This is a genomic window from Janthinobacterium sp. C22 (genome assembly GCF_057919405.1).
This window is the reverse complement of record NZ_CP193659.1, coordinates 5,645,700-5,669,544: the sequence shown is the minus strand read 5'-3', so window position 1 is coordinate 5,669,544 and position 23,845 is coordinate 5,645,700. Positions and strand designations below refer to the sequence as shown.

21 protein-coding genes and 1 pseudogene are annotated in these 23,845 nt (G+C 62.8%); 16 read left to right on the top strand and 6 right to left on the bottom strand.

The genetic code is table 11. From position 1 onward, the window contains the following. Positions 1-14 precede the first annotated feature (14 nt). Genes ACRHIG_RS26580 through ACRHIG_RS26570 form a run of 3 tightly spaced genes read right to left on the bottom strand, consistent with a single transcriptional unit; the run spans position 15 to position 2,982 of the window. Complete coding sequence (locus tag ACRHIG_RS26580) at positions 15-1,094, bottom strand: CapA family protein (protein ID WP_489628449.1); 1,080 nt, start codon at positions 1,092-1,094, stop codon at positions 15-17. Next, the gene (locus tag ACRHIG_RS26575; protein ID WP_489628448.1) at positions 1,091-2,188 is read right to left on the bottom strand and encodes a glycosyltransferase family 4 protein; all 1,098 of its coding nucleotides are present in this window, start codon (positions 2,186-2,188) and stop codon (positions 1,091-1,093) included. Before ACRHIG_RS26575 ends, ACRHIG_RS26580 begins: the two co-directional genes overlap by 4 nt. Continuing rightward, the gene (locus ACRHIG_RS26570; protein ID WP_489628447.1) at positions 2,185-2,982 is read right to left on the bottom strand and encodes a phenylacetate--CoA ligase family protein; all 798 of its coding nucleotides are present in this window, start codon (positions 2,980-2,982) and stop codon (positions 2,185-2,187) included. Before ACRHIG_RS26570 ends, ACRHIG_RS26575 begins: the two co-directional genes overlap by 4 nt. Positions 2,983-3,872: 890 nt before the next feature. Here ACRHIG_RS26570 and ACRHIG_RS26565 point away from each other — a divergent pair. The 11 genes and pseudogenes from ACRHIG_RS26565 (at position 3,873) to ACRHIG_RS26515 (ending at position 13,689) form a co-directional block, all read left to right on the top strand. Further along, entirely contained in the window at positions 3,873-4,043 is a 171-nt protein-coding gene (locus ACRHIG_RS26565) for a hypothetical protein (protein ID WP_489628446.1), read from the top strand. Beyond that, positions 3,994-5,247, top strand: a pseudogene (locus ACRHIG_RS26560) (heparinase II/III family protein); the annotation flags it as partial. The gene ACRHIG_RS26565 and the pseudogene ACRHIG_RS26560, both read left to right, overlap by 50 nt. Before the next feature lie 20 nt (positions 5,248-5,267). Beyond that, positions 5,268-5,879: a heparinase II/III family protein gene (locus tag ACRHIG_RS26555; RefSeq protein ID WP_489630879.1), complete on the top strand. Its 612-nt coding sequence runs from the start codon at positions 5,268-5,270 to the stop codon at positions 5,877-5,879. An 11-nt stretch (positions 5,880-5,890) separates the two neighbouring features. Further along, a complete protein-coding gene (locus ACRHIG_RS26550; RefSeq protein WP_475415848.1) occupies positions 5,891-7,201 on the top strand; it encodes a nucleotide sugar dehydrogenase in 1,311 nt (436 codons plus the stop codon). Further along, the gene (locus ACRHIG_RS26545) at positions 7,182-8,444 is read left to right on the top strand and encodes a glycosyltransferase family 4 protein (protein ID WP_475415849.1); all 1,263 of its coding nucleotides are present in this window, start codon (positions 7,182-7,184) and stop codon (positions 8,442-8,444) included. The genes ACRHIG_RS26550 and ACRHIG_RS26545 overlap by 20 nt, the downstream gene beginning before the upstream one ends. Before the next feature lie 50 nt (positions 8,445-8,494). Further along, a complete protein-coding gene (locus ACRHIG_RS26540; protein WP_489628445.1) occupies positions 8,495-9,649 on the top strand; it encodes a nucleotidyltransferase family protein in 1,155 nt (384 codons plus the stop codon). 20 nt (positions 9,650-9,669) lie between these two features. Then, the gene (locus ACRHIG_RS26535; protein ID WP_489628444.1) at positions 9,670-11,124 is read left to right on the top strand and encodes a mannose-1-phosphate guanylyltransferase/mannose-6-phosphate isomerase; all 1,455 of its coding nucleotides are present in this window, start codon (positions 9,670-9,672) and stop codon (positions 11,122-11,124) included. 181 nt (positions 11,125-11,305) lie between these two features. Beyond that, on the top strand, positions 11,306-11,863 hold the full coding sequence (locus tag ACRHIG_RS26530) for an FxDxF family PEP-CTERM protein (RefSeq protein ID WP_475415852.1): 558 nt from the start codon (positions 11,306-11,308) through the stop codon (positions 11,861-11,863). 84 nt (positions 11,864-11,947) lie between these two features. Further along, complete coding sequence (locus tag ACRHIG_RS26525; RefSeq protein ID WP_475415853.1) at positions 11,948-12,526, top strand: FxDxF family PEP-CTERM protein; 579 nt, start codon at positions 11,948-11,950, stop codon at positions 12,524-12,526. A gap of 138 nt (positions 12,527-12,664) precedes the next feature. Beyond that, complete coding sequence (locus tag ACRHIG_RS26520; RefSeq protein ID WP_489628443.1) at positions 12,665-13,297, top strand: TIGR03790 family protein; 633 nt, start codon at positions 12,665-12,667, stop codon at positions 13,295-13,297. Further along, entirely contained in the window at positions 13,279-13,689 is a 411-nt protein-coding gene (locus tag ACRHIG_RS26515) for a TIGR03790 family protein (protein WP_489628442.1), read from the top strand. Before ACRHIG_RS26520 ends, ACRHIG_RS26515 begins: the two co-directional genes overlap by 19 nt. Positions 13,690-13,742: 53 nt before the next feature. Here ACRHIG_RS26515 and ACRHIG_RS26510 read toward each other — a convergent pair whose 3' ends face one another. Continuing rightward, on the bottom strand, positions 13,743-14,462 hold the full coding sequence (locus ACRHIG_RS26510; RefSeq protein ID WP_489628441.1) for a PEP-CTERM sorting domain-containing protein: 720 nt from the start codon (positions 14,460-14,462) through the stop codon (positions 13,743-13,745). Positions 14,463-14,937: 475 nt separating this feature from the next. On the opposite strand from ACRHIG_RS26510, the gene ACRHIG_RS26505 reads away from it, so the two are divergent. The 5 genes from ACRHIG_RS26505 to ACRHIG_RS26485 all read left to right on the top strand — a co-directional run bounded on the left by ACRHIG_RS26505 (position 14,938) and on the right by ACRHIG_RS26485 (position 20,141). After that, positions 14,938-17,910 carry an ExeM/NucH family extracellular endonuclease gene (locus ACRHIG_RS26505; protein WP_489628440.1) on the top strand — a complete coding sequence of 991 codons (2,973 nt, stop codon included), beginning with the start codon at positions 14,938-14,940 and terminating at the stop codon, positions 17,908-17,910. 10 nt (positions 17,911-17,920) lie between these two features. Further along, the gene (locus ACRHIG_RS26500; protein ID WP_489628439.1) at positions 17,921-18,559 is read left to right on the top strand and encodes an NF038129 family PEP-CTERM protein; all 639 of its coding nucleotides are present in this window, start codon (positions 17,921-17,923) and stop codon (positions 18,557-18,559) included. 192 nt (positions 18,560-18,751) lie between these two features. Then, positions 18,752-19,474 (top strand): winged helix-turn-helix domain-containing protein, encoded by a 723-nt coding sequence (locus tag ACRHIG_RS26495; protein WP_489628438.1) that lies wholly within the window; start codon positions 18,752-18,754, stop codon positions 19,472-19,474. Then, positions 19,471-19,926: a hypothetical protein gene (locus tag ACRHIG_RS26490; RefSeq protein WP_489628437.1), complete on the top strand. Its 456-nt coding sequence runs from the start codon at positions 19,471-19,473 to the stop codon at positions 19,924-19,926. The genes ACRHIG_RS26495 and ACRHIG_RS26490 overlap by 4 nt, the downstream gene beginning before the upstream one ends. Next, on the top strand, positions 19,923-20,141 hold the full coding sequence (locus ACRHIG_RS26485; protein WP_489628436.1) for a response regulator transcription factor: 219 nt from the start codon (positions 19,923-19,925) through the stop codon (positions 20,139-20,141). Before ACRHIG_RS26490 ends, ACRHIG_RS26485 begins: the two co-directional genes overlap by 4 nt. On the opposite strand, the gene ACRHIG_RS26480 is transcribed toward ACRHIG_RS26485, so the two are convergent. Together ACRHIG_RS26480 and ACRHIG_RS26475 are read right to left on the bottom strand one after the other, a co-directional pair. Next, positions 20,138-20,551: a protease inhibitor I9 family protein gene (locus ACRHIG_RS26480; RefSeq protein ID WP_489628435.1), complete on the bottom strand. Its 414-nt coding sequence runs from the start codon at positions 20,549-20,551 to the stop codon at positions 20,138-20,140. The genes ACRHIG_RS26485 and ACRHIG_RS26480 overlap by 4 nt on opposite strands. 102 nt (positions 20,552-20,653) lie before the next feature. Next, complete coding sequence (locus ACRHIG_RS26475) at positions 20,654-23,806, bottom strand: S8 family peptidase (protein ID WP_489628434.1); 3,153 nt, start codon at positions 23,804-23,806, stop codon at positions 20,654-20,656. Positions 23,807-23,845: the final 39 nt, after the last annotated feature.

Genomic DNA, 23,845 nt, shown 5'->3' with positions numbered 1-23,845 from the left:
CTAGCGGACCGGCATCACCAGTTGTACGGTGTGTGCAGGCCGCTCCTGATCGCCAGTTTGCGCACCCTGACCTTGGCATCGAGCAGCGCCTGTTTGATGGCCGAGTCGATACGGCCCCAGCCGCGGTAACTCCAGAAGACGGTGCCGGCGCGCTTGCCTTCGCTGCCAAAGCGGCCCTTGGCCGCGAACCAGCGCCGGTACTGCGCATCGTCCATGCCCGCAAATGGTGTGCGTTGTTGGAGTTTTTCATCCTCTGCCGCCATCGCGGCACCCAGATAGGACAGGCGCTGTTCCTGCGGCGCGTAACGCAGCCAGTGCGAGCGCAAGCCGGCTGGCGTCAGTTCCAGCATCAGTTGTTCGCATACGGCAGGCGTCTTGTAGTGCAGCTTGCGGCCGCGGAAGTCGACTTGTGGCAACAGCAAATTACCGAGCGAGTAGGCGATGCTGCCATGCTTGTAAACTTCGTAACCCTGCGCCACGTGAGGATGGTGGCCGATGACATGGTTCACGCCCGCATCGATCGCCTGGCGTGCCCATTCCCGGTCGGCCGGCTGCGGGAACGTGGCCAGCTCGTAGCCCCAGTGCATGAAGGCGATCAACGTGGCATGCGGGAAATCGCGCCGCAATTGATGCAGCAGGGTCAGCGCCGCCGCAGGCTGGAAGAGCAGCGCCTCGTCATCCTGGCGGTCGCGCCGAGGTTCAGGCAAGGGAGAGCAGGCGGCAAAGAGCACATACTGCTGCTCCCCGACCTGGAATTCGCACCAAGGGTGTTCGCGCGTGCCGAACGCGGCAATGGAATTTGCCGCCAACATGGCCTTGCTGGACCCGATGCCGCCCACATAGTCCGAAATGTGGTTGTTGGCGAGGCCACAGGCGCGCACCTTGAGCGCCTTGAGCGTATCGATGACGCTGGCGTGCGAATACAGGTTGAACTTGTATTCGTTGTGCACGCTGCTCGCTTCGGCACTTGCAGCGAGGACGCCGCCTTCGAGGTTGACGACCATCTGGCCGTGCGCGCACAGGCGCTGCAACGCATCAAAGGCGAGCACATCGGCTTCAGGCCAGGCCAGGTCGCCGGCAACAAAAAGACTCATCGGGATACTTTCAAAAGATCTTGGTAGGCATCGGCCAGGCGGGCAATCGCTTGTTCCGTAGAAAATAGCTGACGGGTGCGCTGCATGGCCGCACGGGATAGCTCCGGCCAGCGCCCTTGCTGCCACAGGGCGGCAATGGCGGCCGCATAGGCGCCGGCCTCCGCGTCGAAAGGGACGACCATGCCGGCGGCGCCGATCACCGAGCGGTTGAAACCGTTATCCGTGGCGACGGGAACGCAACCCATGGCCATCGCTTCGGTCAGCGCGTTCGAGTGGCCCTCGCCATGGTGGCGTGTGGGGAAAATAAAGATGTGCGAGCGGCCCAGCGCTTCGAGCACTTCTGCCGACGGCAGCGACCCGAGCCACTGTGCGCCCACCGGCGCATACTCGCTGCGCAGATTGGCGATCAGCTGCGCGTCGCCCGGGCCGATGATGGCGATCTCGCAGTCCACTCCCTGTGCCTGCAGCAGTTGTGCCGTCTGCAAGGCGGTGGCGACGCCCTTTTCCAGGTTAACCCGCCCCACATACACAAGCCGCAGCGGCGATGTGCGCTCGCAAGAGCGTTGCGGTAGGCTGCCTGTCGCGATATGGTTGGGCAGATAAAATGCCTTGCCGCCTGTTGTCTCGGCAACGAAGGGCGCATAGTCCATGCCTTCGATCATGATCTGGTCTGCGCTGCACAGCAGGCGTCGGAACAGCCAGCGGTACAGGGGGCCGAGGCGGGCATAGTGCTTGTGCATGGAGCCGGCGCGAATATCATAGATCGTCTTGACGCCATGCCTGCGCGCCTGGCGCAGCAACAGGATTTCGCCGATTGCAAAGTGTTTGTACAGGCCCGTCAAGTGCAGGATCTTCGATTCAGGCCCTGGTTTGCTCATGGCGCGGATCTGCCGCCGCAGGGCCGCAAAGCCGCTCAGGTAGCCACGCAGTTTGGCCAGCGCGTTACCGCGCGGTTGAGGGTAATACAATTCATGCACGATGGTGCCGCCAGCGCGCAGGGCATCGATGGTGCGCCGGTTGCATGCTTCGTAGCCACCTACGGGCGTTGCGCCGGACAACGGGATGGGGCCGCAAAAGAGTATTGTGGCTTTCATCGTCTCTCCGCCAGAGCCTTGGCGCCAGGCCATTCCTGTACGATCCACTTGAACTTGCCGCTCGATTGCAGCGCCAAATCCTCCACCAGCACGATGTCAACTGCTACTTTCAGGCTTACATACTTGTCGAAATGTTCGCGCAAAGCCAGTCCGTCGGTGTTCGTATAGCCATGGTCTGGCACCACGCGCAATTGCCATTGCCCCGGGCCAACCTGCGCCACCTGCGTTTTTTTGATGTTGGCGAGAAATTTGACGGCAAAGGTAATGATGCCCGCACTGATGGGCGTGCCTTCGCTGTCATACAGCTGATCCTCAACCTTGCCGGAGGATAGTTCGATACGGCGATAATGCCTGCCGCAGGGGCAGGCACCCGATACCCAGCGTGCGCGGTCGGCAATGCGGTAGCGCACCAGCGGCATCGCATGGTTATGCAGGGTGGTCCCGACCACGTAGCCGAAATCGTCCGTGGGCCGATCGTGCTGATCCAGGATTTCCACGTAGGAATATTCTGGATGCAGGTGGTAGTACCCATGTTCGCACTGGCCGGCAAAGGCGATGCGTTCGGCCATGCCGTAGAAGTCGAATACCTTGCAGCCAAAGGCGCGTTCGATTTGTTCGCGCTGGGCCGGGTAGACGGGTTCGGAACCGGTGACGACGCCGCGCAGGCGTAAGGGGTGTGCCAGTCGTTCTGCCGCGCGCGCCAGCTCAAATGCTGCCGATGGATAGGCCCGCAACTGTTTGGCCCCGACGCGGGCTATGCTGTTGAGCATATCCTCGGCCGTGTCCCGGTTCATGTGGCGCGTCGATACCAGCAACTGCTTGCCGAAACGGTCCCATAGCCAGGGCTGCGCATCCTGCTGGCTGATACCGATGACCTGGTCCCCCGCAAGATGGCTTGTGCCTGGCCATTTTCATGGCCGGCCCAGTGCCAGAACTGCAGCTGAAACGCTTCTTCCCAGATAATCGAATCGATGCTGCGGAACACTTCCAGCGGCGTGCCGGATGAGCCGCTGGTTTTTCCCTGTGCCCACCATGGACGGCGTTTCCCCCGTTCGGATAAAAACTGTCGCGTCCGGAGACAAGGTCGGGTTTGCTGATCACGGGGTACGTCGCGCTCAGCCAGTCGCGGACGGGCACATCGGCAGGTACCTCGGCCATGCGGGCATAGCGAGGCAGTCGACGCGCGCTCGCGAGAGTGGTGCGCAGCAGGCTTTCCTGACGTGCCATCAACTGTTCCGCAGACCAGCGCTCGCGTGCGACCAGCGCGCGTGCACGGGCCAGGGCAAAGGGATTGCGGCGTACCAGATGGCGTGTCAGGAACGATAAATTTTTCGTAACTGGAAAAGGCATACGTGAGCTTCTTAGATAGGAGGGTTCCGGCGCACACAGGTGGTGGGTGATACGGGTCGATTATGTTGACGTATATGAAATTTTTCCACTTGCCCGGACTATAGCGTTATCGGGCCATCTCCGTCAAATGGGTAAGTAAAATAGGCTTTCTCACAGGCATCATGCGTGGGGTGGGGGATGTTGCTCGGCGCCATAGACTTCGCAGTTTTGCTGCAATACGGTATTATCATGTCATTGAATTAATAATAATTCCACAAGGAAATTCCTGCTGGTGTGCATTGGATGCGCTTGAAGATGGCAGGCGACAACATGAAAAGAATGGAACGGTAAGGGTATGACGTCGATCGCATGGAAAATCAACCGCATGAAGCTGATGGGCGCGCCCGAAATTGCCTGGCGGGTGCAGCAATTGCTGCAAAAAAGCCAGCAAACTGGGCATCGGCTTGCTGCGCCGCGTGCCAGCGCCGCAATTGACGCGTCTGGGCCTGCCCTTCCTGGCCGGTGACGGCCGCGACACGGATATCGCCTCCTTGCGCATCGCGGCCGATGCCGTGCTGGCGGGCCGCTGGAATGTCTTCGCCCTGCGTGGCGCGGAGCTGGGTTTTCCGCCGGAATGGAACCGCGATCCGAAGACAGGTACCGTGGCGCCGCTGACCTTGGGCAAGCAGATCGATTACCGCAGCGAAAAAGTGGTGGGCGATATCAAGTATCTGTGGGAACCGAACCGGCACCTGGAGCTGGTGGCGCTGGCACAGGCATGGGCAGTGACGGGCGAGCAGCGCTACGCCGATGGCGCGCGCACCTTTCTGCAGTCGTGGTTCGAGCAATGCCCGTATCCCATGGGCGTGAACTGGACCAGTTCGCTTGAACTGGCGCTGCGCCTGTTGAACTGGGCTTGTGCCTGGGAATTGCTGGGTGGTGCGGCTTCGCCGCTGTTCCAGGGCGAAGCGGGGCAGCGTTTCCTGCAGCAGTGGCTTGCCGCCATCTACCAGCATGCCCACTTCATCGCCGGTTATTTTTCGCGCCATTCGTCGGCGAACAACCATCTGTTCGGTGAATATATGGGCTTGTTTGTGGCCAGTAGCGTGTGGCCTTGCTGGCCTGAAAGCGCGAAATGGCAGGCGCTGGCGCGCCAGGGGCTGGAAGAGGAGGCGCTCAAGCAAAATACGCCAGATGGCGTGAACCGCGAACAAGCCGTCTATTACCAGCATGAAGTGATGGACATGATGCTGCTGTGCCAGAGGATAGGGCAGGCCAACGGCGCGGGCTTTTCCGTGGCGTACCTGCAGCGCCTGGAGCGCCTGGCCGACTTTATCGCTTCTCTCATGGACGTGGAGGGCAACGTGCCGATGACGGGCGATGCCGACGATGCGCAGATGGTGCGCCTGGCGCACGAGGATGGCTGGCATCGCTACCGCTCGTTGCTGGCCAGCTGCGCCGTGTTGTTTGGCCGCGCCGACTTCAAGCGCAAGGCCATGCATTTTGACGACAAGAACCGCTGGCTGTTTGGTGTGGCGGGCTTGCAACAGTGGCAGGCGCTTGATGGCCGCTTGCCGGAGGCGCCCGTGATGGCGTTTCCGGACGGCGGCTACTTTTTGCTCGGAAGCCAGTTTGGCACGGCCGATGAAGTGCGCCTGGTGGCAGACTGCGCACCGCTCGGCTACCTGTCCATTGCCGCGCATGGCCATGCCGATGCATTGGCCTTTACCCTCTCCGTCGCCGGTGAGGAATTGCTCACCGATCCAGGTACCTACGCCTATCACACGCAAAAAAATGGCGCGACTACTTCCGCAGCACGCCCGCGCATAACACCGTATCTGTCGACGGGCAGGACCAGTCTGAAATCGGCGGCAATTTCATGTGGCTGAAAAAAGCCAATGCGCGCATGATTGCTCATGAAACGAATTCTGAGGTGCAAGTTTTTGAGGGCGAACACGATGGCTACAGCCGCCTGACCGATCCCGTGCTGCACCGGCGTCGTATCGAATTCAACTTTAATAATAAATGCATTGTTGTAAAAGACATATTACAATGTACAAATGTACATGATATTTCCGTGCATTGGCAGTTCGGCGAACATTGCCTGGTCACCGTCAACGACGGGCAATTGCAGGCACAGGGCCAGCGGTCCGGCTTGCGCATGCGCTGTTCGCATGGAACGCTGGAGGTATTGCGCGGCAGCGAGACGCCGCCTGGCGGCTGGATATCGCGCCGCTTCGACGAGAAATCACCGATTGCCAGCGCCGCCTGGCGCATGCGGGTGCAGGGGACAACTGAAATCGTGACGTACATCGAGCTGATGCCGCAGACGTCGCCGGCTAATTCGCCGGCTAATCATTAAGGGAGCATATTTTGAAAATCAGTATTTTTGGCCTCGGCTACGTGGGTGCGGTCTCTGCCGGTTGCCTGGCAACGGATGGGCATGAAGTGATCGGCGTCGATCCGAACAAGACCAAGGTCGACCTGATCAACCAGGGCACCACGCCCATCATCGAGAAGGATATCGGCGAGATGATCGCCGCCACCGTGAAGAGCGGCCATTTGCGCGCCACGGCGGACGTGCGCGACGCCGTCTTCGGCTCGGACATGTCGCTGATCTGCGTGGGTACGCCCTCGCAGCTCAATGGCAACCTGGACCTGAGCCACGTGCGCAAGGTGTGCCAGGAAATCGGCGCCGCCATCGCCGAGAAGGACAGCTTCCACGTCGTCGTGGCGCGCTCGACCATGCTGCCCGGCTCCATGCGCGCGCTCGTCATTCCGACCCTGGAAGCGGCATCGGGCAAGGTGGCCGGCGTCGATTTCGGCGTGTGCAACAACCCGGAATTCCTGCGCGAAGGCACGGCCGTCTACGATTACTACAATCCGCCGAAGACGGTCATCGGCGAATCCGATGAAAAGGCGGGCGCGCTGCTGGTGCAGCTGTATGAAAAGATGGATGCGCCGCTCGTGCGCACGGACGTCGAGACGGCCGAAATGGTGAAATACACGGACAACACCTGGCACGCCGTCAAAGTGGCGTTCGCCAACGAGATCGGCAATATCTGCAAGGCCGTCGGCATCGATGGCCACAAGGTGATGGAAATCTTCTGCCAGGACACCAAGCTGAACCTGTCGCCGTACTACATGAAGCCGGGCTTTGCCTTCGGCGGATCCTGCCTGCCGAAAGACGTGCGCGCGCTGACCTACAAGGCGCGCAGCCTGGACCTCGATTTGCCCTTGCTTAACTCCATTCTGCCGTCGAACCAGCGGCAAGTGGAAAAGGGCATCAAGATGATCGTCGACAAGGGGGCGCGCAAGGTGGGCATCCTGGGCTTCTCGTTCAAGGCCGGCACGGATGACTTGCGCGAGTCGCCGCTGGTCGACGTGATCGAGTATCTGCTGGGCAAGGGCTACGAACTGAAGCTGTACGACAAGAACGTCAACCTGGCCGCCCTGACGGGCGCCAACCAGGATTACATCCTCAATCACATCCCGCACATCTCCAAGCTGATGGTGACGAGCATGCAGGACGTGCTCGATTTCGCCGACACCATCGTCATCGGCAATGGCGCGGCCGAATTCAAGACCGTGCCCGCCAGCCTGCGGCCGCACCAGCACATCGTCGATCTGGTGCGCATCAGCAAGGATCAAAGTGGAGAGCAATATGACGGCATCTGCTGGTAAGCCCGTGGCTGCCCAAGCAAGGCGGGTGCTGATCCTGGTGGAAAACCTGCCGTCGCCCTTCGACCGGCGCGTGTGGCAGGAAGCGACCACCCTGCATGCGAATGGCTATGACGTGTCGATCATCTGCCCGACGGGCAAGGGCTACGAGTCGCGCTACGAAGCCATCGACGGCATCCATATCTACCGCTACCATCTGCCGCTGGAAGCGGAAGGGGCGAAGGGCTACCTGGTGGAATATTCGCTGGCGCTGTTCCATACTTTCCGCCTGGCGTGGAAAGTGCATTTCGCGCGCGGATTCGATGTGATTCACGCCTGCAATCCGCCCGATTTGCTGTTCCTCATCGGCGGCTTCTTCAAGCTGACGATGGGCAAGCGTTTCCTGTTCGACCACCATGACATCAATCCGGAACTGTACGAAGCGAAGTTCGGCCGCCGCGATTTCTTCTACAAGCTGATGGTGCTGTTCGAGCGCTGGTCGTTCCAGAGCGCCGACGTGTCGATTGCCACCAACGAGTCGTACAAGAAGATCGCCATCGAGCGGGGCGGCATGAAGCCCGAGGATGTCTACGTGGTGCGCAGCGGACCCAAGCTGGACCGCCTGCGCGTGCTGCCGCCCGTGCCGGAACTCAAGAAGGGCCGCACTTACCTGGTCGGCTACGTGGGCGTGATGGGCGCGCAGGAAGGCATCGATCTCCTGCTGCAGGCGGCGCAATACATCGTGCAGACCTTGAAGCGCGAAGACGTGCAGTTCGGCCTGGTGGGCGGCGGCACCTCGCTGGAACAGATGAAGCAGATGGCGCAGGACATGGGCATCGGCGACTACGTGACTTTCACGGGGCGCGTGCCGGACCAGCAATTGCTGGAAATGCTCAATACCTCGGATGTGTGCGTGAATCCCGACGTGGCCAACGACATGAACGACAAGTCGACCATGAACAAGATCATGGAATACATGGCCCTTGGCAAGCCGATCGTGCAGTTCGACCTGGTCGAGGGCAAGGTTTCCGCACAGCAGGCATCGCTGTATGCCTTGAAGAACGATCCCATCGACATGGCACGCAAGATCGTCGAGTTGCTGGACGACCCTGCCCGCCGCGAGCAGATGGGCGCGTTCGGCCGTCATCGCGTGATCAATGAGCTGGAATGGGAATATGAGGCGCCCAAGCTGCTGGCCGCGTATGCGCGCCTGTTTCCCGCTGCCGTGACTGCGGCGTCGGTAACGCTGAGCAAGGATGGCCGCTGACATGGGCCGCCCAATCAGCCATCCCCAATCCTGATGGAGCAAGCGCGACAATGAAAGCAATGATACTGGCAGCAGGCAAAGGTACGCGCGTGCAGCCCCTGACCTACGATTTGCCCAAGCCGATGATCCCTATCTTGGGTAAACCCGTGATGGCGTACCTGGTGGAACATCTGGCGCAGCATGGCGTGACCGACATCATGGTCAACGTCAGCTACCTGCATGAAAAGATCGAGGAGTATTTCGGCGAAGGCCACCAGTTCGGCGTGCAGATCGGCTATTCCTTCGAAGGCTATACGAACGATGCGGGCGAGGTCGTGCCGCAACCGCTGGGTTCGGCCGGCGGCATGAAGAAGATCCAGGAGTTTGGCGGCTTTTTTGACGACACGACGATCGTGCTGTGCGGCGACGCCTTGATCGACCTCGACCTGGAATCGGCCCTGCTTGAGCACCGCCGCACGGGGGCGCTGGCCTCCGTCGTCACCCTGGAAGTGCCGTGGGACAAGGTATCGAGCTACGGCGTGGTGGTCAGCGACGCCGCCGGACGCATCCGCGCCTTCCAGGAAAAGCCGGCCCAGGCCGATGCGCTGTCCAATTGCGTCAGTACCGGCATCTATATTTTCGAGCCGGAAGTGCTGGACCTGATTCCCTGCGACCGCCCCTTCGATATTGGTTCGGAACTGTTTCCCTTGCTGGTGGAAAAGGGCTTGCCGTTCTATGCGCAAAAGCGCCAGTACAACTGGATCGACATCGGCAGCGTCAAGGATTACTGGGAAGTGCTGCAAAGCGTGCTGATGGGGGAGGTTGCCCAATTGCATGTGCCTGGCACGCAGATTGCCGATGGGGTATGGGCGGGCTTGAATACCCGCATCGACTGGAGTGGCGGGACGCGCATCGAGGGCCCCGTCTACATCGGCTCGGGTTGCCGCATCGATGCGGGTGCCGTCATCGTCGGGCCCACGTGGATCGGCCATGGCAGCCATGTCTGCGCCGGCGCCGAAGTGGTGCGCAGCGTGCTGTTCGAATACACGCGCGTGCTGTCTGATGTGGTGCTCGATGAAATGATCGTCTTCAAAGATTATAGTGTCGACCGCGTCGGCCGGATGCGCCATGTTTCCGATGCGCAAGCCCATGCCTGGGGCAATGCGCGTGACCGGCGCAGCTTGCGCCGCGCGGAAACGTCGCCGGCCCTGTATGCTGCCCAATAAAATGTTTGTGAAGTGAAGCTATGAAAATTTATCCAGTTATCCTGTCCGGCGGTTCGGGCACCCGTTTATGGCCGCTGTCGCGCGCCGTATTGCCCAAACAACTGTTGCCGCTGGTAACGGACAAGACCATGTTGCAGGAAACGGCGCTGCGCGTGCAGGGCCTGCCCAACCGCCGCGCCGGCGATAGCGGGGTGGCCGGTTTTGACGTCATGCCGCCACTGGTAGTGTGCGGCAATGAGCACCGCTTCATGGTGGCCGAGCAATTGCGCGAAATCGGCTTGCCGCCGCTGGGTATTTTGCTCGAACCGGTGGGGCGCAACACGGCGCCGGCCGTGGCCGTGGCGGCGCAATACCTGCTGGCCATCGACCCGCAGGCGCTGATGCTGGTCTTGCCGGCCGACCATGTCATCACGGACGTGGCCGCGTTTCACCAGGCCATCGCCGAAGCGGCCCTGCTGGCGGCCGACGGCGCCCTGGCTACCTTCGGCATCGTGCCGACGGCGCCGGAAACGGGTTATGGCTACATCCGTAGCGGCGCACCCGTGAGCCCGGGGGCCGCGGGTTGCAAGGTCGAGCGTTTCGTGGAAAAGCCGGACTTGGCCACGGCGCAGTCGTTCCTTGCCGCTGGTAATTATTTTTGGAACAGCGGCATGTTCCTGTTCCGCGCCGAACGCTACCTGGGCGAGCTGGGGCAATTCCAGCCCGCCATGCTGGCCGCCTGCGAGACGGCCGTGCGCGACGGCTACCGCGACCTCGATTTCTGCCGCCTGGAAGAGAAGGCCTTCGCCGCCTGCCCATCCGATTCGATTGACTATGCCGTCATGGAACATACGGCGCATGCGGTGGTGCTGCCTGCCGCCATTGGCTGGAGTGATGTCGGCTCCTGGTCGGCCTTGTGGGAAGTGCAGCAGGGCGATGCCGACGGCAACGTCGTGCGCGGCGACGTGTATCTCGATGGCGTGAGCAATTGTCTGGTGCGCGCCGAGCGCCGCATGGTGGCCGTGCTGGGCGTGCAGGACCTGGTCGTGGTGGAAACGGACGACGCCATACTGGTGGCGCACAAGGACCAGGTGCAGCGCGTGAAACAGGTGGTCGACCACTTGAAGCAGGCGGGACGCAGCGAACACGTGCAGCACCGTAAGGTGTACCGCCCATGGGGCAGTTATGAAGGCATCGATATCGGCGAACGCTTCCAGGTCAAGCGCATCACCGTCAATCCGGGCGGCAAGCTGTCGCTGCAGATGCACCACCACCGTGCCGAGCATTGGGTCGTCGTCAGCGGCACGGCGCAAGTCACGTGCGGCGACAAGGTGACCTTGCTGACGGAAAACGAATCAACGTACATCCCCATCGGCATGACGCACCGGCTGGAAAACCCGGGCAAGCTGCCCTTGCACCTGATCGAAGTGCAGTCGGGCAGTTATCTGGGCGAGGACGACATCGTGCGGCTGGAGGATGTCTACCGGCGCGTCTGATTACCTTGTTGACGATATCCGCGCAGCGAAACTATTGGCTTAAGGAATGATGCTATAAAGTAACTTTTCATTAAACAATAGTTAACATAAAAAATTGCTTTATGCTATGATTCTGCCTGGTTTGATCAGATAACTCATGCGGAAGCGCTGGCGCTTCCGCATTCACGTTGAGTGGAATCGCATGAAGAAAAATACGTATTCGGTGCTGGCCGCGCTGGCCTTTGCCGGTTCAGCTTTATTCGCGCAGGCAGCCTGTGCCGCGCCCGTCGACATCAGCTCCACGCCTGGCGCCGTCAATCTGGCAGCGGGCGGTTCGCTGACCTTTGGCGACAAGTTCAAAAACAATCAAAAGAGCAATTTTTTCAATGACCTGTTCACGTTCAACGTGGCACAGGCCAGCGACCTGAGCGTGGTACTGAACTCGCGCAGCAGCAGCGCTGCGAATGGCCTGAACCTGACGGGTTTCGGCTTGTACAGCAGTGTTGGCAATACCTTGCTGCTGGGCGGCGATCAGTTGTTGACCGGCATTAATGACAAGTGGACCCTGTCGTATGCCAATCTGGCTGCCGGTTCCTACTATCTGAAAGTCAGCGGCAACGTGGTCTCGAACACGGGCGCGGCTTTCAGCGCGAATGGCAGCCTGATATCGGCCGTACCGGAACCTGGCACGTATGCGATGTTGCTGGCGGGCCTGGGTCTGCTGGGCTTCATGGCACGCCGTCGCCAGAAGGCGGCTTGAGCCCTGCCTGGCTGATTGGCATCCTCGTTTGCGTTTCCATCCCGCAACTGGCATGAGCCGGTTGCAGTCATCTTGGTGAAAAGTATGAAAAAATTCCTGAAATCCCTGTTTGTGGCCGCCATGTTTGCCGGCAGCAGCCTGGCCGCCCATGCGGCGCCGGTTGACATCAGCCACGCCACGGTGGATCTGACGCAAGACTTGCTCGATTATTCCAGCAGTGACCTGCTGGGCTCGTTTTCGCTGGCATCCGGTCAGTTGGCCGGCGCGGGCAATAACTTTTTCAGCGACAAATTCACGTTCAGCGTGACCGGTTTGAATGACCTGAGCGCGCTGGCGACGTCGCTCAAGCCGAGCGCCAACTCCGGCCTGACGCTGACCGGTTTCAGCCTGGGCAACGCCAGCGGCATTCTGTTTCATGGCGCGCTAGACCTGATCAATTTCACGGCGCAGGACCAGGCGTGGTCGCTGCAGTCCGGCTCCACGCCTTTGGCTGCTGGCAATTACTTCCTGCAAATTGACGGTTATGTCGCTTCGCCAACTGGCGGCAGCTATAGCGGCATCCTGGCCGTCACGCCGGTACCGGAACCGGAAACCTACGGCATGTTGCTGGCGGGCTTGGCTTTGGTCGGCTTCATGGCGCGCCGCCGCAAGTTGCAAGTCTGAAAGATTTAATTTTGCATGTAAAAAACGGAGGCTGAGGCCTCCGTTTTTTTCCGCAGGCTGATGTGGAGCTATAATCGTCACGCACAGTGGGTGGCTGCGGCATGGCTGCTTCGATCTTCCTCAACGACGATATTGACCTTGCATAAATCTCTCTTCCTTTCGCTGGCGCTGGCCGCCGGCATCGCACGTGCCGATGCGCCGTCCATGCCCCTGGGATTGCATGCCGCGCAATTGGCTGTCGTAATCAATGACGCCGAGCCGAACAGCATCGCGGTGGGCGAATATTACCGCCAGGCGCATGGCATTCCTCCTGCAAACGTGGTGCACGTGAATATCCCGAATCGCCCGCGCAAGCTCAGTGCGGAGCAGTTTGCGCAGTTGAAGGAGCGTATCGATGCCCAATTGAAGCCCCATATCCAGGCCGTGCTGATGGTGTGGAGCGCGCCCTACGCGGTCGAATGCAATTCCATCACTTCCGCCTATACCCTGGGCTACGATGCGGGGCAGTGCGCGAAGACGTGTGACGCCGGCAAGCCCAGCACGTATTTCAACAGCAATGTGCCGCATCCGTTTACGCAGATGGGCATGCGCCTTTCCATGCTGCTGCCCGTCGACTATGTGGAAGAGGCCAAGGCCGTGGTGGACCGCGGGACGGTCAGCGGTTTTTCCGTGCCCGCCGCCAGCGCGTATTATCTGACCACCAGCGAAAATGCGCGCAACAGCCGTGCCGCCTTTTTCCGCCTGCCGGGATCGTGCGCCAGCGCAAGCTGACGGTCAAGAACCTGAAGGCCGATGTGCTCGATGGCGCGCAGGACATCATGGTGTACCAGACGGGCATGGCCAAGGTCGCCAAGCTCGATACCCTGCGTTTCCTGCCCGGCGCCCTGGCGGATCACCTGACTTCGTTCGGCGGCGATCTGCAGGGGACGGCGCAAATGAGCAGCCAGCGCTGGCTGGAGGCAGGCGCGACGGCCAGCTACGGGACCGTCAGTGAGCCGTGTAACTATTGGCAGAAATTCCCGAATTCGACTGTCTTGCTGCGGCGCTACCTGACAGGGATGACGGCGCTGGAAGCGTACTGGGGCAGCGTGGCGTGGCCAGCGCAAGGCCTGTTTATCGGAGATCCCCTGGCGGCGCCGTATGCCGCGTTCCGGCGCCGCTAGGCCCCCAACGCGTTCCGCCGCAGACATAAAAAAGGCTCTTGCGAGCCCTTTGTCTATGCCTGCATGCGGCTGCGGCGCTTGCGGCGCGCGGCCAAGGCGGCCATGCCCAGACCAACGAGCAGCATGGCGTAGGTTTCTGGTTCAGGCACGGCGACTACTGGCGGCAAGATGGGGTTGGGAGCGTTGCGTCCGTCAATGCCGCCACCGGAGCCACCGGAGCCGACTCCGCCATTGCCTGCAGGTGCAGGCCGGCCGCCGTCCGACGATACCATCAGCGGTTCATACATGGCGGAGGCTGCGCGGCCCACTCCGCGATAGCCTTCGCTGCCGGTAATCGCTTCACTGGTTTCTTGCGCAACAAAGTCGCGCGTGCCTGCACTGTAGTCAAAGCCATCTTGCTTGATGCCTGTCCCCAGGCCGTTGCGGCTGGCACGGCCGTTCGTATCGAACTGGCTCAAATCATGGCCGCGACTGTCGAAATGCGGCTTGCGCAGCACTTGCGACGATTCCGTGTCGCCGAATTCGGGTAGCGAGCCCTTGCCGTCATTGGTGCGCCAGCCCATGCCGACGGCGCCATTGGCCAAGCGGCAGGCACTGTAAGTGCTGTTCATGTCGGCTTCATTGGCACTGCCATTGGTTCCGGTGCTGCTTGCTTCGCAGCGCTTGTCGTCGGTTGCCGCCGGTGCCGCCGCTTGCGCGCGCGCGTAGCCCGCACTCAATGCCAATGCGGCGGTGATCAGGGATAGCTGGATGGTGGTGCTGAATTTTTTCATGGTGTGTTCTCGCTAGGTGTTCATGCTGGCAATGCCTGCATGCCGCTTGATCCGTTATGTCCTGCAACAGATTCAAGGCCGTTCATCGACTCGGATGGACCGCATTCCGAGGAGTCAGGCGTGGACTGGGCCTTCCCCATCGTGCTAACTGCATATTTTCTAATAGGCAAGCTTTTAAAACTTGCAAGGAATAAAACTTATTTAATAGAAATATATCATGTTTTGGCTAAACATGCAGTTCCAGCTTGCGCCCAGGTCCCGTCTGTTGCGGGTTTGATACTTGCTGAAAAAATAAACACATGTGGCTTTTACTCCGTTCGGCTTAATCAAATGTCATCAAGTCGTCATCCCGGGCCTTTAATATGCAAATAACAAGTCTCAAATACTTTTGTTAATTGTGGCGCGCCGGCCCATCATGCGGGACCTGCGTCATCTATTTACCGACCGGGATCCTCATGCACACCTCGTTTTCCCCTTGCGCACGCCGCTGCGCCTGACCGTCATGGCTACCCTGCTGGCCAGCCTGTCCGTGCCAGCCCTGGCGGCTTCCGATATCGTCATCAGCCAGGTGTATGGCGGTGGCGGCAATACGGGGGCGCTGTACCGCAACGATTTCATCGAACTGTTCAACCGCGGCGCCAGCCCCGTGAACCTGAGCAACTGGAGCGTGCAATATGCGTCGGCTGCCGGTTCGAGCTGGGCCGTGACGGCCTTGCCGGCTATCGATTTGCAACCGGGCCAGTATTTGCTGGTCCAGCAAGCCAAGGGCACGGGCGGCACGCAGGATTTGCCCGCGCCGGATGCGTCGGGCAGCCTGGCCATGTCCGGCACGGCCGGCAAGGTGCTGCTGAGTAATAACAAGACGGCCCAGACGGGCACCAGCCCCACGGGCGCCGCCGTCGTCGACCTGGTCGGTTTCGGCACGGCCAACGGTTTTGAGGGCGCCGTCGCGCCTGCCCCATCGAATACCCTGTCGATCGCGCGGGCGAATGGCGGCTGCGGCGACACGGACGATAACAGCGCCGACTTCGCCGCCGGCAGCGTGACGCCGCGCAATACGGCTTCGCCGCTGAATGTCTGCGGCGGCCCCGTCGTGCACCAGATCATCACCAGCTGCCCGGCCAGCCTGGCGCTGGCGCTGGGCAATGGCGGCAGCGCCAGACTGCGCGCGTCCGACGTGGATGGCGTGGTGAATGCGGCCAGCCTGGCGTCGCCGGCCGTGGCCGGCATCAGTCTGGCCAATTTCAGCGCGGCCGGCGTGGCGGGCGAGAGCGCCAGCGTCAATTTGGTGGTGGCCGCTGGCGTGCCGGTGGGCAATTATCCCGTCGTCGTCCAGTTCGGCAACGACCAGCAGCAAACGGCGTCATGCAAGGTCGACGTGGCCGTGCAGGGCCTGGCCGCCATCAGCCACACGATTCCGCAAATCCAGGGCAGCGGTGCAAGCAGCCCCTACGCCAATTCCGTGCAGACGACCGAGGGCGTGGTCACGCTGAAAGTGGGTACCGGTTTCTTCATGCAGGACGCGGCCGGCGACGGCGACCCGTCGACCTCGGACGGCATCTTTGTGTACACGGGCGCGGCCGTCACCACCGTGCAGCCGGGCGAACTGGTGCGCGTGACGGGCACGGTGTTCGAATACACGCCGTCGGGTGCGAAAAATTCCTATACGGAATTCAAGGACGTGACGGCCATCCTCACGCAAAGCGCGGGCCACGGCATCGTGCCGGCGAATGTGACCTTGCCGAACGAGAACCTGGCGGCCGTGGAAGGCATGCTGGTGCGCTTCACGCAGCCGTTGACCGTCTCGCAAAACGCCTACCTGGGCGCGCGCGGCGAACTGAGCCTGTCGGCGGGACGGCGCGAAGTGCCGACCAACCGCTATCCGGCAGGCTCCGCCGAAGCGCAAGCCTTGATCGCCGCCAATGCGAACAACCTGATCGTGCTCGATGACGGCATTTTCGTGGCGCCGCCGACGATACCGTATATTGGCCAGGACAACACCGTGCGCAGCGGCGACACGGTGGCCGACCTGACGGGCGTGGTGGATTTCGGTGCCATCGGCGGTGGCGGCGCCGCGTATAAATTGCAGCCGACGCAGACGCCGCAATTTTCGCGCGACAACCCGCGCACGGGCAGTCCGGAACTGCCGTCAGGCAACGTCAAGGTGGCCAGCGCCAATGTGCTCAATTTCTTTACGACCTTTACCAATGGCAATAACGTGTTTGGCCAGACGGGGCAGGGCTGCACCGTGGGTTCGTCGACCACCAAATCGAACTGCCGCGGCGCCGACAACCTGGCCGAGTTCGTGCGCCAGCGCGACAAGATCGTGGCCGAACTGAAAGCCATCGATGCGGACGTGGTGGGTTTGATGGAAATCCAGAACAATGGCGAAACGGCCGTCACCTACCTAGTCGAGCAGCTCAACGCGGCCATCGGCGGCGTCACCTACGCCGTGGTGCCGAAGCCGGCTGCCACGGGCACGGACGCCATCCGCGTGGCCATGATCTACAAGCCTGCCAAGCTGGGCCTGGTGGGCGGCGCCCTGTCGGACGCCAACGCCATCAACAACCGTCCGCCGATGGCACAGACCTTCCGCGCCGCCAACGGCGAGAAATTCTCGCTGGTCGTCAACCACCTGAAATCGAAGGGCAGCTGCCCGTCGAGCGGGCTGGACGCGGACCAGAACGATAGCCAGAGCTGCTGGAACGCCACCCGCGTGCAGCAGGCCCAGCGCCTGGTGGGCAGCTTCGTGCCGCAGGTGGCGGCCGCTGCCGGCGACGCGGACGTGCTCGTCATCGGCGACTTGAATTCGTATGGCGCGGAAGACCCGATACAGGTCATCACGGGCGCCGGCTTCGTCAATGAACTCGAACGTTTCGTGCGCCCGTCCGGCATGCCGTATTCGTACGTGTTCGGCGGCCAGAGCGGCTACCTCGACCATGCGCTGGCCAGCGCCTCGCTGAGCCCGCAAGTGGCCGGCGTGGCCGAATGGCATGTGAATGCGGACGAGCCGGAAGTGATCGACTACAACATCGATGCGGCCAAGCCGCAAGACCTGTACAACGCCTTGCCCTACCGCGCCTCGGACCACGACCCCGTCGTCATCAGCCTGGACTTGCAGCCCGCCTACCGCGACATCACGGCCGCCGTCTCGACGTCTAGCTCAGGCCTGACGTTCAACCGCGCGACGCAAAAGTACACGGGCACGTTCTCGTTCACCAACACGGGCACGGCGGCCATCAGCGGCCCGTTCCAGGTGGTGTTCGGCGGCTTGCCGGCCGGCGTGACCCTGGCGAACGCCACGGGCAGCCATGCGGGCGCCGCCTATGTCACCGTCAATGCGGCCAGCCTGGCGCCGGGCGCGACGGCCTCGTTCGCCGTCAGCTTCACCAATCCGTCGAAAGTGACGATCAATTACTCGGCCAGCATCTTCGCCGGCAACTTCTAAGGACTTGACCATGTTGACAGCAAAATTCAATCTCACCCTGCGCCGTGCCGTGCTGGCCGCCCTGCTCGCTGGCAGCAGCAGCCTGGCGCTGGCGGACCCGCTCGCCTACCGCGTGGAAATCGATACGAGCGCCTTTTCCGGCGCCGGTTTCCTCGACTTCGCCTTTATCGCCGGCAACAGTCCCGCACCGGGCGCCAGCGCCGTGCTCAGCAACTTCTCGGGCGCCTTTGGCGCACTGGAATCGCTGGAAGGCAATGTCAGCGGCAGCTTGCCCGGCACTTTGACCTTCGGCAACAGCGGCGCCTACAACGACTGGTTTCACAACGTGACCCTGGGCGGCAAGTTCGGTTTCAACATCGTCTTTGACGGCGACTTCCTGAACACGGCCGGCAACGCAGGCACGACGTTCGGCGTGGGCTTGCTCGACTACACGGGCATGGCTTACCTGGGCAATGCGAACGGCAATCTCGTGCAATTCGAACTGACCCCGCTCAATGGCGGCTTGCCCGCCAGCATCGCCGGCAGCACGTATGCGAGCATCGCTTCGATCTCGGCCGTGCCGGAAGCGTCGGAATGGATGATGCTGACGGGCGGCCTGGCGCTGATCGGTTTTGCCCTGCGCCGCCGCCAGCCCGTCTTGCCGGCATAAGGTACAGTTGTCCCGCCTGAACACAGCGTGCCCCTGGTGCGCTGTGTTTTTTTCGCCTATTTATTTGGAATAGCTATAAATCAGGAAACTAAATTGTATTAGTCAGCGTTTTACGCTTGATGCATAGTCAAAAACTTGTCGGGCCGTCTAGTTTTTCATGGAGGGCCGCCAACTTTTTCGGAAGGATGCATCATGCGCCGTCATATTCTGCTGCTCGATCCCGCGCCCGCCATGCAAGCCTTGCTGCTGCATAACCTTGAAGGGGCCGGCTACCGGGTCAGTTGCGCCCTGGATGGGCGCGGCGCGCAGGCGCTGATGGCCGTGGATGCGCCCGACTTGCTGCTGCTGGAATGGGAATTGCCTGACGCGTCCGGCATCACGCTGCTGCGCCAGCTGCGTCAGGACGACGCACTGTGCGACTTGCCCATCATCATGGTCAGCGCGCGCGACAGCGAACAGGACAAGGTGCTGGCGCTGGAAAGCGGTGCCGACGACTATCTGTGCAAGCCTTTCGGTCCCCGTGAAATGTTGGCCCGCGTGCACGCGCTGCTGCGCCGGCGCACGCCATCGGCCTTGCGTGCAGGTGCAAACACGGCCGGCGCCAGCGTCTTGCGGCTCGATCCGCATACCCTGCGCGTGACGGCCGGCAGCGTGCACGTCAGCCTGGGCCGCGTGGAATTCAAATTGCTGCATTTCCTCATGGATCATCCCGGACGCGTGCATAGCCGCGCGCACCTGCTCGACCAGGTGTGGGGCCATGCCGTGTATCTGGACGAACGCACGGTCGATGCCCACGTGGGACGCCTGCGGCAGGCGCTGCAGCCGGGCGGCTGCGGCCACCGCATCGAAACCGTGCGCGGCAGCGGCTACCGTTACCTGGCCGCCGATGTCGCCAGCGCGGCCGTGTGCGCATGATGCTGCTGACGGGGCGGGAACAGGAATACCTGCTGCACGCCATCCTCCGCGCGCATGGCATCGCCGAGTCCGGCGATTTCTTTCTCTGGAGCCAGGGGCCGCTGCAAGCGCTGTTGCCGCACGACATATTAATCTGCGCCCAGCTGGGCGCCGACGGGGCCGTGCTGCGCAGCGAAGCCTGGCACAGCATCGTGCCCGATCACGCGCAGTTGCGCGAGCGCCAGGGCCAGCTGGCGCGCCTGGCGCTGGCCTGGCGCGCGGGCGGCCAGAGGGCGGGCGTCATCGATGGCGTGCTGGTGCACGGCAGCGTGGGCGAGGGGGCGGCAGCTTCTTTGCCCTGTTCGCCATGGGAATCGTGGACGCGGCACGCCAGGCGTATGCGCTGGAATTGCTGCTGCCCTACCTGCACCTGCACTGGCTGGCGCTGCCAGGCAGCCGGCGGGCGCCCTTGACCGGTCCGTGCGCCACGCGCGCAGCCAGTGCGCGCGAACTGGAAGTGCTGCACTGGGTGCGCGAGGGGAAGAGCAATGACGAGGTGGGGCAAATCCTCGGCATCAGCGGCACCACCGTGAAAAGCCATTTGCAGCGCATCTATAAATTATTGGGCGTGAGCAACCGTACGCAAGCCGTCTCGCGCGGCATCGCGCTGCGCCTGCTCAGCCATTAGCGCTGGTCCTGTATTTTATTCTTGCCATTGCCGCCGCCATCCTGCGTGTGTTCGATGCTGCCGGGCGACACCCGTGCCACCTCCGGGCTCGCTTGCAGGCGCGCCACTTCGTCCGTCGTCAGCATGGCGGCAAAGCCATTGAAGGCCACGGTGTAGCGATATTGCACTGGAGCATCGGGCACCAGCGCCAGCACGGCGCGCTGCTGCGCTTCGAGCTGGGCCGTGTAGCGCCGCGCGGCGTCGCTGTTCGTATCGAGCCCATGCACGCCGTCCGCCTGCGAGGCCAGCGGCGGGGCGCGCAACTGCACCAGATACGACAGCCGCACCGTGGCGGCCTGCGCCGCGACAGGCAGCGCATGGATGCTGGCCATGCCGGCCAGAATGGCAATACTGAGGCGAAATGCGGACATGCTAGCTCCCTTGGCGCATGGCGCCTATGCGCCGATTGTACGCGCGTCGCGCATAAAAAACGCGCCCCGCAGGGCGCGTTGTGTTGCTTCGTAACGCTGCCGTTACAGCTTGGCGTCCGTTCTCACGTTGCGCTGGCTGGGGACGGCCAGCGGCAGCGGGTTGTTGGTCTCCACCGACAGCACGGTGGTGGACGCGGCCGCGTTGTTGCCATCAAGGAAGACTACGCCGCCCAGGTAGCGCTTGCCCGTTTCCAGGCCCGACCAGCTGACGCCGGCCGTGGCGCTGCCGCCCACGTACACCTTGCTGGGCAGGGTGGCTTTCAGGTTGCCGCCCTTGTCGGCTATCGTGACGACGGCCGACGACAGACCGAAGCCGGTCGATACGCCATTTGCCAGTTCATAGCCGATCACGCACACCTTGTAGCTGCCTGCCGCCGGGGTGGTCACGGTGATCGCTTCGTTCGAGCCGGCCGTGGCCGAGGTGGCGACGGTCGCGCCGGCGCCGTTGAGCAGCAGCAGGTCGAGGTCGTTGCCCGTGCCTTCGGTCGTGTCGCGGTCGAAGATTTCGAAGCGCGCCACCACAGTGCTGGCGGGAATGCTGACATTGACCACGCGCACGCCGCTGCCGCCCGCCTTGCACGCGGCAGCCATCTGCTCCAGCGTGTCGACACTGCCCGTCGCGGCCTGGCTGATGGTTTGCGCGCTGCGCGCCACTTCCTTCAGCCCGCCCGTCGCCGCGCCCACCTTGCCGGCAAAGCCGGTGGACAGGGTCAGCGAACGCAGGCCGCTGACCTTGTCGGCCTGCAGCAATGCCGGCGACTGCACCGCGCGGCCCGAGCGGGCCGTCACGGGGCTGCGCACCGTGTGCACGCCATCGCTCCACACGAGGGCGCCATACTGCCAGGCGTTGTCCGGCGCCGTGGTGCGCGTCAGTGTCACGGTGAAGGACTTGGTTTCGCCCGGCGCGAGCACCAGGCTGGACGGTGCTACCACCACGCTGTAGCCGCTGACCGAGGCGCTGGCCGTGTAGGTGGCGCTGCCGCTGCCCACGTTGGTGACGCGGCGCGTCACCGTTTGCGTGCCCAGCACGTTGCCGATGGTGATGGACGGCACGTTCAGGTTGTAGCCGGCGATGGTGCCGCCCGCGCATTCGGCCGACATGCCGACGCCGCACATGTATTTCTTGTAGTCGGCCAGGCTGGCGTCATACACGAGGCCGGGATCGGTCGCCTTGTTCGGCGTCACGTGGCCGGCGCCCTGGCCCCATGGCAGGATGCCGCGCGCGTCGCCCGCCTGGATGTCGGGCAGGGTGGTGCTGCCGGTCGTCATCAGGGCTGATTTGATGGCGGCAGGGCTCCAGTCCGGATGCTGCTGGCGCAGCAGGGCAGCCAGGCCGGCCACGTGCGGGCTGGCCATCGAGGTGCCTTGCAGGAAGATGTAGGCTTGCGGCGGCACCAGGCTGCCATCCTGCACGGCGTCGCGCTGGGCGCGCGACAGGGCAGGCGTGCCGCCGGCCAGGATGTCCACGCCGGGCGCCGTGACGTCCGGCTTGAGCAGGTTGGCGTCGTACAGGTTCGGGCCGCGCGACGAGAAGTCGGCCACCACAGGCGCGGCGGGGCCGTTGCCATTGGTGACGAAGCGCGAGATGGCCGCCGTGGCCGCGCCCGTTTGCGCCTGGGCGTTGATCAGCGCGCCATCGGCGGCGCTCACGTGCACGGCCGGCAGCACGTGCGGGTCGGACACCAGGCCTACGCCCGTGTCGACCAGCACCATGCCGGCGCCGCCCGCTTCCAGCACGGCGACGCCCTTGTCGGTACGCGCCGTGGTGCCGCGCAGGCAGCTGACGACCTTGCCGGCCACCTTGGCCGGGTCCAGCAGGGCCACGCCGCCGTTGTCGCCGGCGCGGTAGCACAGCGCCAGTTTTTGCGCATCGGCGCCGGGCAAGCCCGCATCCTGTGCGCGGATCAGGGTGGTGGCCGGCAGCGGATTGTAGTTGAGCGAGGCGCCCGTGTACTTGGCGCCATTGCCCAAGGTTACGGTGGCCTGGTTGGCGCGGTTGTGCGTCGAGGCGGCCACGGTGGTGATCCAGGGGCTGACGTGGGCCACGGTATTGGCCGGCCCCGCATTGCCGGCGGAGGCGGCAACGAAGACGCCCGCGTTCGACGCGTGCAGGAAGGCTTGTTCGACGGGGTCGTTGACGCTGCTGCCGCCGCTGATCGAGTAATTGATCACGTGCACGCCGTCCTGCACGGCTTTTTCGATCGCCGCCACGCTGTCGCCGCCGTAGCAGCCGTTTTTCGCGCCGGTCGGCTGGGTGGCCAGGTTGTACGACCAGCAGACCTTGTAGACGGACAGGCGGGCGCGCGGCGCCACGCCGGAAATGGCGCCCAGCGGCGAACCGCTGACGGTGACGGGCACGCCCGCATTGCCGCCCGCCGTGGACGAGGTGTGCGTGCCGTGGCCGCCTTCGCCATTCGGGTCGCCGATGGAGTCGCGCGGCGAGGTGTATTCGCTCCAGTGCTGGATCTTGTCCGTCTCGGTCAGGCGCACGGCGTTGAAATACTGCGCGCCGAGCAGCTTGTTGTTGCAGTGGTCTTGCGTAAAGCCTTCGCCCGTCTGGCAGCTACCTTTCCAGGCGGCCGGCGGCACGCCATATGCCAGGGTGGCGTTCGGATCGAAGGTGGGCGTGCCGTTGGCGTCGACCTTGTCCGCATACGACAGGTTTTCCGGCCACACGCCGCCATCGACGATGCCGATGATGATGTCTTCGCCCGCATGCTGCTTGCCGCCCAGCTGGCTCCACAGGCCGCCCGGCTGGTCCAGGCCCAGGAAGGTGGGCGTGTAGTTCGTCTGCAGGGCGCGCGGCTCGTCGGGGGCGATGCTGGCCACCTCGCCGCTGGCCTGCAGCTGGCGCACTTCGGCGTCCGTCAGCAGCGCGGAAAAGCCGTTGAGGACGATCTTGTACTGGTATTGCACGGGGGCGGCGGCGACCAGAGCTTGTACCCGCGCCTGTTTCTGTTCGAGGTAATCGCCGTACAGCTGCACTTCCGCGCTGGCCAGGTTGAGGCGGCCGCCGGCGGCCGGCTGGGTGGCGCCCAGTCCTTCCACCGAGCCGGCGTAGGAAGCGATCGGTTTATCGGTCAGCTGCACGATGTAGGGACGGCGCAGGTCGTCGGCGTGGGCCTGGAAGCTCAGGCTGGCAAACAGGCTCAGTACGGCGAGCGAAATGGGGCGTAAAGCGGGACGGAATGTCATGTGGGTTTTCCTGGTAACGGTAGCGGGAATCGAAGGGGC

Excerpts from the sequence above, each read along its gene's own strand:
- ACRHIG_RS26580 (WP_489628449.1), bottom strand. The coding sequence starts at position 1,094 with ATGAGTCTTTTTGTTGCCGGCGACCTGGCCTGGCCTGAAGCCGATGTG.
- ACRHIG_RS26575 (WP_489628448.1), bottom strand. The coding sequence starts at position 2,188 with ATGAAAGCCACAATACTCTTTTGCGGCCCCATCCCGTTGTCCGGCGCA.
- ACRHIG_RS26570 (WP_489628447.1), bottom strand. The coding sequence starts at position 2,982 with ATGAACCGGGACACGGCCGAGGATATGCTCAACAGCATAGCCCGCGTC.
- ACRHIG_RS26565 (WP_489628446.1), top strand. The coding sequence starts at position 3,873 with ATGACGTCGATCGCATGGAAAATCAACCGCATGAAGCTGATGGGCGCG.
- ACRHIG_RS26545 (WP_475415849.1), top strand. The coding sequence starts at position 7,182 with ATGACGGCATCTGCTGGTAAGCCCGTGGCTGCCCAAGCAAGGCGGGTG.
- ACRHIG_RS26540 (WP_489628445.1), top strand. The coding sequence starts at position 8,495 with ATGAAAGCAATGATACTGGCAGCAGGCAAAGGTACGCGCGTGCAGCCC.
- ACRHIG_RS26535 (WP_489628444.1), top strand. The coding sequence starts at position 9,670 with ATGAAAATTTATCCAGTTATCCTGTCCGGCGGTTCGGGCACCCGTTTA.
- ACRHIG_RS26530 (WP_475415852.1), top strand. The coding sequence starts at position 11,306 with ATGAAGAAAAATACGTATTCGGTGCTGGCCGCGCTGGCCTTTGCCGGT.
- ACRHIG_RS26525 (WP_475415853.1), top strand. The coding sequence starts at position 11,948 with ATGAAAAAATTCCTGAAATCCCTGTTTGTGGCCGCCATGTTTGCCGGC.
- ACRHIG_RS26510 (WP_489628441.1), bottom strand. The coding sequence starts at position 14,462 with ATGAAAAAATTCAGCACCACCATCCAGCTATCCCTGATCACCGCCGCA.
- ACRHIG_RS26500 (WP_489628439.1), top strand. The coding sequence starts at position 17,921 with ATGTTGACAGCAAAATTCAATCTCACCCTGCGCCGTGCCGTGCTGGCC.
- ACRHIG_RS26495 (WP_489628438.1), top strand. The coding sequence starts at position 18,752 with ATGCGCCGTCATATTCTGCTGCTCGATCCCGCGCCCGCCATGCAAGCC.
- ACRHIG_RS26490 (WP_489628437.1), top strand. The coding sequence starts at position 19,471 with ATGATGCTGCTGACGGGGCGGGAACAGGAATACCTGCTGCACGCCATC.
- ACRHIG_RS26480 (WP_489628435.1), bottom strand. The coding sequence starts at position 20,551 with ATGTCCGCATTTCGCCTCAGTATTGCCATTCTGGCCGGCATGGCCAGC.
- ACRHIG_RS26475 (WP_489628434.1), bottom strand. The coding sequence starts at position 23,806 with ATGACATTCCGTCCCGCTTTACGCCCCATTTCGCTCGCCGTACTGAGC.